Raw genomic sequence first — 7676 nt, 5'->3', positions numbered from 1 at the left:
TTAACACTGTGTATAACTAATTGCTTTATTGAGCTTACGTACGAAAATCCTCTCGGATTTTCTATGTCGTGAATTATTGCTAACTTAGTTGCTTAAACCACGCAACTAAGTAATACACGCACACGTTAACTCTAATAAGGCAGCGCAATTTCAAAATCGGAACTGAACGCTAAAAAACCAAGTTATTTAAGCTGAACTGAACGTAAAAAGCTCACTCGAATTCTGAATTTTAAATCGTTGGAATGAAAAGCACAACGCACGAATTAATCACTCAACTCTAGAATCTCACTCAATCGGAATTCTTACTCGAAATCTGAATTACATTACGCTTGAATTTTAGCTAGTTTGTGGAATAATAACTGGAAATTCAACGCGCGAATTTCCCACTCATGCGTGAAAATAAATACGGCAGAATTTAGCTACAAACTCAATAAAAAACAAAACAATTACTAGAGTTAACACTGTGTATAACTAATTGCTTTATTTCTGCTCTACTTGCGAATATTCCTTCGGAATATTCACTGATTCGTGATTTGTTTGCTATCTTAGTTGCTTAAACCACGCAACTAAGTAATACACAAACACGTTGTGCAACATTACCGAAAAAAAAGTGAATACGAAAAAACTACTTATAGTAATTTTGGTATTTGGATTGTTATCCATTATTGCTTTCTTGATGAACCCTTTTTACATTTCGAACCTATTTTCTTGTTATAAAACACAAACAGTTCTTTTTGAGAATAGAAATAATTCAAAATTGACAATTGAATTTCAAATGAAAGATATTGGAACCTTTGGTTACAAGAGAAGAATTGTAAAAGTTGAGTATGGATTTCCTTTTAATAAAAACACAATTATAGACACTACGAATATTGATAAAAAGAATTGGAAGTTTGTAAACAAAAATGTTAACGAATTAGAACTAAAAGGTGGATGATTAAAGGATTTATTATGCGGATTTTTCTATTTTCACTCTTAATAACTTTTCTGACAAGTTGTGGAGTGGAAACTTATGATTCAGAAAAAGCGTATGTGCATTGGGAAAATGGACATATCGGAGAAGATGTCGAAATAATAAACGGACAGTTTTGGAAATCCGGACATTGGACATATGAATATGTAGTATTTTTGGAATTAAAACCATCGAAAAAATGGATAACTAGATTTTTTAAAATCTACAGAAGTGAAGAAAACTTATTAGGAAAATACAATTCTGATAATACAAATCATTTAACACGAGGTCCTGATTGGTTTGAAACACCAAATTGGTTTAAACCAAACTCTGAATTTATTGTTTACTCAGGCTATGGTGGAAATTATTACTGGAATCAAAAAGAAAACATCTTACTGTTTTATGAAATGCAATTATAAAAAACATTGCACAACACGGTGTATAAAACATAGCTAGTAAGTGCTCAATCGAAAGGTTTTTGTTTTATTTGCTGAGACCGCCAAGTTTTTAATTTGGCTTTAAAACTGAGAAGTTAAATCAAAATATAAAAAATTGGCTCTGTGCTAAACCCAAAATGTAGTATCTTTTTAAACGCTACATTTCATACACTGAGCCGTTAGCTATAATAACTCAGCGCAGTTTCTAAACTTGAATTTTAAGCACGTATCTAAAGTGTTTTAAGCCGAACTGAACTCAAAAAAACTCACTCGAATTCTGAATTCAAAACGTAGGAATGAAAAGCACAACGCACGAATTTATCACTCAACTTTGGAATCTCACTCAGTCGGAATTCTAACTCGAAACCTGAATTGCATTACGCTGGACTTTTAGCTCGTTTAAGCAACTTAAATAGAAAAATGATACACAAAGTTTAACTCGGAATCTGACTTCTACTCTATTACTCTAAATCTGAACTGTAACTGTAACTGTAACTGTAACTAAAAAGTGCAAAACCAATTTACTACAGCTAACAATGTGTATAACTAATTGCTGTATTAGTCTCTACTTGCGAATATTCCTACGGAATATTCACAGGCTCGTAAATGTTTGCTATCTTAGTTGCTTAACCACGCAACTAAGTAATACACGCACACGTTGTGCATAATTTAAGAAACCCACGAAATGAATAGAATTATAGGATTTATATTGACACTTTTACTTCTGATTTCTTGCAAGAATTCGGAAATAGCAGAAATGGGAAAAAAATCTGAATCTGAAAACTCAATCACTCAAACGGAATTAATAAAATCAAATCAAACCGAATTGATTGTTCAAAAAATTCTTGACTTACCTAAACTTCAATGGATTTACCATTCTGAATTGGAAGAAAGATTGCCTGTAAAAGTTTTGGAAACAGAAATGATTAAAAAAAACTTTAATCTAAATAAGTTCGGACAAAAGGTTAGAATCTTATCAAAATCGGAATTAGAAAACGAAGGAATTAAAGACTTTGTGATAATCAATAAAATAAAAATAAATAAAGACACCACTGAATTTGGACTGTCTTATAAAATAGAAGGTGCTGGTTGTAGTGGAAAATTCTTGAGACAAAATGGAGAATGGAAAATTCTAGATTATTCTGTTTGGGAAAATTAAAAACTATGCACAACACCGTGTATAATTAATTGCTTGTTTTAAGCCTACTTACGAACATTCCTGCGGAATATTCTATCCGTGATTTATTTGCTAACTTAGTGCCTAAATCACGCAACTAACCATACACAATCACGTTGTATGCAATAAAACCAAACTTTATGAATAGAAATTTATTGATTATCCTAATGACAATTTTCACTTTTAATTCTTGTCAATCACAAACGAAAGACAAAGCCGAAATGGAAAAAACTGAATCTGATGAGTTTTCTTCTGAAAGTGGAAATTTTATAATTGATTTTCCAATAGAACCAACTTTGAGAGTTATTGACAATCAAATTGGAACTGATAAATATAAAATCTATAATTATCAAGCTGTCGCTGGACAACAAATGATATATATGGCTGAATACATAGATTTTCCTGAATATGTTATGGAGTCTTGGGACAAAGACCAAGCTTATGACCAAATTTTGAAAACAACCGAAGCAAAGTATGGAGGAGTTTTTAAGTTGACTAAAAAAGAATCGACTGAACAACATAATCTTGAAGGAATCTATTATGAATTCTCTTTAAACCCAGACGCGAATGTTCCGAGAGGAGTAAAAGGAGGAATTAAAGGAAAAATTTTCTTTGTTGGAAATAGGTCTTACCAATTAACCTATCTTGGAGAAGAACAAGAATTAATAGAACCGTTTCTGAATTCATTCCGACTGATAAAATAACTGCATACAACACCGTGTATATTTAATTGCTTCATTGAGCTTACTTGCGAATATTCCTGCGGAATATTCACGGGTTCGTAAATGTTTGCTAACTTAGTTGCTGAATCACGCAACTAACCATACACAACAACGTTGTATGCAATTTAACCAACAGATATGAAATCATTACTGGTAACATTAATTTCAACCAAAAAAGGTCTGAATCTTTTAGATGAAGAATTTGAAGATGATTTGCATAGAAAAAGTATTTTGATATTTGGTGTATACGGTATAGTCAAATTTATAGTTGATTTTAATGAGCATACTAATGACAAATTTTTTTTTCTAAATTTATTTGAATTTGGAATGTATGTTTCAGTATCTATACTAATTGGTTTTTTATTTTCTTACATTCTTTATCAAGTAGGAAAATGGATTAAAGGAAAAGGCAATTATATTGAGATTTTTTCTCTCTTGGCTTATTCATATTTTCCAATAATTATTGGATTAGTTATTATTGGAATATTGAATAAAACTGAATACGAAATAGAAAGATATAACAACATTAATCTAGGAAATGTAAGTTTGTTTTTAAGTTTGTTTTTTTCTATCAAAATAATATTTCAAGGATTAATAAAGTTCAACAAATATGGAGCAATAAAAGCAATATTGAATTTATCAATTTTAATTGGATTTATAATTGGATTATATTTTTTATTACCACATTTAATTATTAAATAAAAACTGCATACAACACCGTGTATAATTAATTGCTGTATTCTTCTCTACTTGCGAATATTCCTTCGGAATATTCACAGGTTCGTAAAAGTTTACTAACTTAGTTGCTTAACCACGCAACTAACCATACACAAACACGTTAGCTGTAATAACTCAGCGCAGTTTCTAAACTTGAATTTGAAGCGCACATATATAGCGTTTTAAGCCGAACTGAACTCAAAAAAACTCACTCGAGTTCTGAATTTTAAAACGTTGGAATGACAAACACAGCGCACGAATTTTTCACTCAACTCTGGAATCTTACTCTGTCGGAATTTCTGACTCAAAATCTGAATTGCATTACGCACGAATTTTAAGCTTGTTTAAGCAGCTTAAATAAAATAATGATCCACGATAGTCTTACTCGAAATCTGACTTCTACTCTACTACTCTAAATCGGAAATGGGATTAAAAAGCACAACACAAATTTACTACAGCTAACAATGTGTATAACTAATTGCTGTATTGAGCTTACGTACGAAAATCCTCTCGGATTTTCTATGTCGTAAATTATTGCTAACTTAGTTGCTTAAACCACGCAACTAAGTAATACACGCACACGTTGTAAAACATAAAAGAATGAAATTCGATATAATTGAACAAAATTATATATTTAAACATAAATATTTTACTTTCTTTAAAGTGATTGGAGTTTTATATTTCTATTTTTTATTGAGATTAACCTCTATCAATTCAGATAATTCTTTTTCAAAGTATGAAAGTGAAATTGGAATTGCCTCACTTTCATTTATGATTTTGTCATTAATCTTATTCTTCGTGAATAGTTTTTTATATTCAAAAGAAGGAAACTTAACGATTGAACGTGAATCAGTTCTAATATTGAAAAATGGCTGGAGAAAAACAATCGATTTGAATAAAATCAAATCTATAAGAATCAAGAAATTAAGAGGAAAGGAGTTTGTTTTAAAATTGGATAAGTTTGAAATAAATTTAGAAATAAGTCCACCTGAATTTGAGAAATTAAAAAAAATTGAAACTATAACTAAAATAAAGTTTGAAAAGGTTTCTGTTTTTAATAAGCTGAAAAGTAGTCTTCAAATATTTGCGAATAAAAACAAAGCATTTATGGAAGAAATGAATCGCGAATAAAAAATACGTTTTACAACACCGTATATAATTTATTGCTGGCTTTTTGCCTACTTTCGAAAGTCCTCGCGGACTTTCTTTGTCCGTAATTATTTACTAAATTAGTGGCTTGAAACACGCAACAAACCATATACAACAACGTTGTAAGTAATTTGAGAAAAACGCTAATCATATTGATATTATTGAGTTTTGGACTTTCATCTTGCAAGTCCGAAAAACGTTATTCTGATTATAATGAGTCTGACTTTTATGAAGTACAAGGCTTTATTGAATCAGCAATTTCGACAAGCGACCCTTTTGACAGTCCCACTGAAAAAAACATTCGATTTAAATATTTTCTTGACCGTGACAATCCGAAATCTGGAATGGAAAATGACTTGGAAATGTTTGAGGCGAAAACTGGATTTCCTTTAATTGTTTTAGTTCATAAAGACGATGAAAACATAAGTTTTTATGGACGAGTTGGAATTCTGGAAAACTTGAACTCTAAAGAAAAAGAATTTTTATCTGGACATATTAAAAATCAAATAGAATTAATGGAGAAATCTAATTTTTAAAATTCATTTAAGCAATTTAGATTATGAAGTATAAAAATATTCCATCTGCAATTCACAATTTCGGACATAGTTTTTTAAGCTATGAAAATTATGTTGATTCTGATTTTGTAATTGATGAATTGAATAAAATAAGTGGAAAGAATTATGATATAAAAATTGATTGGAAAACTAAAGAATTCCAACCAAAGACAATGATTTCTGACCGAATTACTAAATCAATTGGATATTGGTATGATAACATAAGTGAGCATTTCAATTCACAAAACGTAGAATTTGACTCTCTAAAATCATTTGAACTTATTTGGGAAAATGGAAAAAGACCAAAAGTTATTGCGACTGACGATAGAGGGAAGTTTTACGAAAAAGAAATAACAAATACATTATAAACTAAATAAAAAACTACTTACAACACCGTGTATATTTAATTGCTTTTTTATTCTCTACTTGCGAATATTCCTGCGGAATATTCACGGGTTCGTAAATGTTTATTAACTTAGTTGCTTAACCACGCAACTAACCATACACAAACACGTTGTAGCACATTTGAGAAAAACGAAATGCAGAAATTAACAATCATCATTTTTCTTCTAATTTACAATCTGAATTTCGGACAAGAGAAAGTATATAAACTTATTTCAAAAACTGAAAACTCGGATATTAATTATAAAGCATTTAAGAAGTTTGACGACTTCAAAATCTATAAAAACGACGGACTGAAAAAAGCATTTGAACCAATAAAGGGAGATTTTAATGTTTACTTTTTTATTGCGGAATTTAAAGGCGACTCATTTGACGGAACTCGAAAAACATTTCACGATTATCTGATTTTAAAAGTTGACCCAAAAACGGAATTAATTGTTGACGGATTTCAATACACTCTTGAATGGGCAGAACCACCAGCGATTTCTGATTTATATAAAGTGACTGATAAAAATCAAAAAATAAATAACGGAATCGATTTGAATTCATTAAAAATGGAACTTGTTGAACAAGAATATATAAGTGAATGGCGGAAAGAATTGAAAGATAACGGAATAATAAAACTGAATTAAAAAAACGTGCTACAACACTATATATAATTTATTGCTTGGTTCTACTCTACTTACGAAAATCCTTGCGGATTTTCTATTCGGTTTTTATTTGTTAACTTAGTTGTTTAACCACGCAACAAACCATATACAAACACGTTGTGCAACATATGACCAAAACCGAAAGTTAATGACAAACCGAATTTTAACAGCTCTAATAATTAGAATTGCTGGAATATTTTTACTGACAAAAATTTTTGACCATTTTGGCTCTTATTTTTTGTCAATTTATTTATCTGCAACTATGGCTCGATTTGATGAAATGTTGATTGAACCGATTGACAAATTTTATTTTACAGGAACATTTCTGACAATAGCGAACATTGTCGTTTCCATATTTTTATTCGTGAAAGCGGAATGGATTGCTAAAAAACTAATAAAAACGGACAATGAAATAAAAACGGAACTGAATGCTAAATCTCTGACAAAAGTGATTTTATTGACAGTTGGAGTTATATGGTTGGCGAAATTAATTTATCTAATTCCGGACTTGATTGATTACTGCTCAAAATTCATTTCGAGCCTGAATGGAAATGAAGAAATTGAATTACCTGATTTTGCAGTTGCGAATTATATTCTAAAAACGATTTTGACACTAATTATAATATTCCGAATTGAAAAAATATCGAATTGGATTATTAAGAAAATATAAATACGTTGCACAACACCGTGTATAATTCATTGCTAGTACTCGCCTACTTACGAAAATCCTCGCGGATTTTCTATTCGGTTTGTATTTGCTAATTTAGTTGCTAAATCACGCAACGAAATCATACACAAACACGTTAACTCTAATAAGGCAGCGCAATTTCAAAATCGGAATTGAACGCTAAAGAATCAAGTCTTTAAGCCGAACTGAACGTAAAAAGCTCACTCGAATTCTGAATTTTAAAACGTT

The 7676-nt window shown here is 30.3% G+C and carries 10 protein-coding genes; all 10 read left to right on the top strand.

The window, feature by feature from the left end; genetic code table 11:
- Positions 1 to 775 precede the first annotated feature (775 nt).
- The 10 genes from HNV10_RS16850 (at position 776) to HNV10_RS16805 (ending at position 7430) form a co-directional block, all read left to right on the top strand.
- Positions 776 to 937 (top strand): hypothetical protein, encoded by a 162-nt coding sequence (locus HNV10_RS16850; RefSeq protein ID WP_173302597.1) that lies wholly within the window; start codon positions 776 to 778, stop codon positions 935 to 937.
- A complete protein-coding gene (locus tag HNV10_RS16845; protein ID WP_173302595.1) occupies positions 934 to 1371 on the top strand; it encodes a hypothetical protein in 438 nt (145 codons plus the stop codon). The genes HNV10_RS16850 and HNV10_RS16845 overlap by 4 nt, the downstream gene beginning before the upstream one ends.
- A gap of 703 nt (positions 1372 to 2074) precedes the next feature.
- Positions 2075 to 2548 carry a hypothetical protein gene (locus tag HNV10_RS16840; protein WP_173302593.1) on the top strand — a complete coding sequence of 158 codons (474 nt, stop codon included), beginning with the start codon at positions 2075 to 2077 and terminating at the stop codon, positions 2546 to 2548.
- Positions 2549 to 2706: 158 nt separating this feature from the next.
- Positions 2707 to 3270, top strand: a complete 564-nt coding sequence (locus tag HNV10_RS16835; RefSeq protein ID WP_173302591.1) for a hypothetical protein — start codon at positions 2707 to 2709, stop codon at positions 3268 to 3270.
- Between the two features lie 156 nt (positions 3271 to 3426).
- Positions 3427 to 3990, top strand: a complete 564-nt coding sequence (locus HNV10_RS16830; protein WP_173302589.1) for a YIP1 family protein — start codon at positions 3427 to 3429, stop codon at positions 3988 to 3990.
- A 615-nt stretch (positions 3991 to 4605) separates the two neighbouring features.
- Positions 4606 to 5136, top strand: coding sequence for a hypothetical protein (locus HNV10_RS16825; RefSeq protein ID WP_173302587.1), 531 nt, complete (start codon positions 4606 to 4608; stop codon positions 5134 to 5136).
- Between the two features lie 179 nt (positions 5137 to 5315).
- Positions 5316 to 5690, top strand: coding sequence for a hypothetical protein (locus HNV10_RS16820; RefSeq protein WP_173302585.1), 375 nt, complete (start codon positions 5316 to 5318; stop codon positions 5688 to 5690).
- Between the two features lie 23 nt (positions 5691 to 5713).
- Positions 5714 to 6076 (top strand): hypothetical protein, encoded by a 363-nt coding sequence (locus tag HNV10_RS16815; RefSeq protein WP_173302583.1) that lies wholly within the window; start codon positions 5714 to 5716, stop codon positions 6074 to 6076.
- A 171-nt stretch (positions 6077 to 6247) separates the two neighbouring features.
- A complete protein-coding gene (locus HNV10_RS16810; RefSeq protein ID WP_173302581.1) occupies positions 6248 to 6742 on the top strand; it encodes a hypothetical protein in 495 nt (164 codons plus the stop codon).
- Positions 6743 to 6908: 166 nt separating this feature from the next.
- Complete coding sequence (locus tag HNV10_RS16805) at positions 6909 to 7430, top strand: hypothetical protein (RefSeq protein ID WP_241695530.1); 522 nt, start codon at positions 6909 to 6911, stop codon at positions 7428 to 7430.
- Positions 7431 to 7676: the final 246 nt, after the last annotated feature.

Origin of the sequence: Winogradskyella litoriviva (assembly GCF_013249065.1) — a bacterium.
In the GTDB taxonomy this organism is placed as follows: Bacteria; Bacteroidota; Bacteroidia; order Flavobacteriales; family Flavobacteriaceae; genus Winogradskyella; species Winogradskyella litoriviva.
Note: the sequence above shows the minus strand (reverse complement) of the source record. Positions and strands in the feature narration are given on the sequence as shown.